This window comes from Streptomyces marinisediminis (assembly GCF_026262575.1).
Lineage (GTDB): Bacteria > Actinomycetota > Actinomycetes > Streptomycetales > Streptomycetaceae > Streptomyces > Streptomyces marinisediminis.
Map to the genome: position 1 here is coordinate 1 of NZ_JAPKFL010000074.1, position 1,685 is coordinate 1,685.

Annotated in this window: 2 protein-coding genes; both read left to right on the forward strand. The window is 66.7% G+C overall.

The features are described 5' to 3' along the window. Positions 1-303: 303 nt before the first annotated feature. Positions 304-540 (forward strand): helix-turn-helix domain-containing protein, encoded by a 237-nt coding sequence (locus tag OSB71_RS24090; RefSeq protein ID WP_265950924.1) that lies wholly within the window; start codon positions 304-306, stop codon positions 538-540. Further along, positions 537-1,529, forward strand: a complete 993-nt coding sequence (locus OSB71_RS24095; protein ID WP_265950925.1) for a serine hydrolase domain-containing protein — start codon at positions 537-539, stop codon at positions 1,527-1,529. The genes OSB71_RS24090 and OSB71_RS24095 overlap by 4 nt, the downstream gene beginning before the upstream one ends. The last annotated feature ends 156 nt before the right edge of the window (positions 1,530-1,685 follow it).

Consider the following 1,685-nt stretch of genomic DNA (forward strand, 5'->3'; position numbering starts at 1 on the left):
GCCAGGTGGGCCCTACTTTTTGGGCTTCTCCCGCTCGGCCCTCGGGCTCCTCGTCTCGCCCTCGGCCTGGGCCTTTCTGGCCCGCTCGGCCTTCCTCCGCCTTGCGCGCGGCCTCTTCCGCGTCCGCCTTGCGCCGGAGGGGGACGAGTCTGGCGATGGCACGTTCTTGACAGCGCGCCGCGTCCGCGGCCGGAGCGCCAGCTCCGGTACCAGGATGTCGGTGATGCGACGGCGAACTTGGAAGTCGGTCAATCCCGTCAACTGTTATTGACGACCCGAGGAGCGGTCAATTAAGGTTGACGCGTGGATGTGGAAGAGCTGACCGAACTGGTGGCATCGACGGTCAAGCACGACCCGTTGGTGGGGTTGGGTGCCGTCGCGCGGCTCCGCGCCGAGACGGAACGCATCGAAGCGGCGCTGGTGCGCCGCGCCCGTAACAACGGTGCTACGTGGCCGCAAATCGCAGCCGTCCTCGGTGTTTCGAAGCAGGCAGTGCACAAGAAGCACGCCGGTCGGGGCCTGTTGGGCGGTCGGTCATGAGCGCCGCGGTCCATGGCGACGAACGGCTCACTGCCAGACTCGGTGAACTGCTGGGTCCGCGCCACCCGGTCGCCACGGCGGCCGTGGTCACGCCTGGGGACATGAAGGTGGGGAGCTGCGGCACCGACCTCGAGGCTGACTTCGAAGTCGGCTCGATCGCAAAGGCCGTTACCGGGCTGCTCTACGCCGACGCCCTCGCCCGAGGCGAAATCGGCACCGACACGAGCCTTGGCGAACTCCTGCCACTGGGTGATGTCCCCGCAGCACGAGTGCCACTGCGATGGCTGAGCACACACCGGTCCGGCTTGCCCCGACTACCCAAGTCCACACGGCCATGGCGGCGCACTATCGCCCTGTGGCGACACGGAACCAACCCCTACGGCGAGAACCTCGAGCAGCTTCTCGCCCAGGCCCGAGACGTCTCCCTGAGCAAGCCGCGGCCTCGCTACTCCAACCTCGGGTTCGAACTTCTCGGACACGCCCTCGCTCACGCCGCCACGACGACCTACGCAGAGCTCGTCCAACAGCGCATCGCCATTCCTTTGGGACTTGACTGCTTCTACGTCCCGGAAACAGTCGACCAGCTTCGCCCCGGGGCGCTCAACGGCAGAAGCCGCCGAGGACAATCGCGGCAACCCTGGACCGGCGAGGGACTCGGACCGGCAGGCGGCATCCGGGCCTCCATCACCAGCATGGCCCGCTTCGCAGCGGCGATACTCAACGGCAGTGCTCCGGGCATCACCGCTCTCGATCCGATCGTGCCCTTCGGCTCCGGCGCCCGCATCGGCGCTGCATGGATCACGACCCACGTGGAAGGCCGGCCGATCACTTGGCACAACGGCGGCACTGGCGGCTTCCGCTCCTGGCTCGGACTCGACCGCGGCACTGGCACCGGAGTCGCCATCCTTTCGGCCACCGCCGCACCAGTCGACCGTTACGGGTTCACACTTCTGGCCGAGCACAGCCCGACAACGGCTGAACACCGTTGAGCACGTCCGTCGCCAACACGGAACTCACGGTACGGGTCTTACGAGCTCGTGCATGCTTTTTGGCGGTGCGCGTTGGAGACCGTGAATATGCCGCTATGTGCTATTTTCGCATACCGCTGGCCAAAGGAGCACATCGGGCGTCAGGTTCGTGATCCG

Coding starts and splice junctions, on each gene's coding strand:
- OSB71_RS24095 (WP_265950925.1), top strand. CDS start 537: ATGAGCGCCGCGGTCCATGGCGACGAACGGCTCACTGCCAGACTCGGT.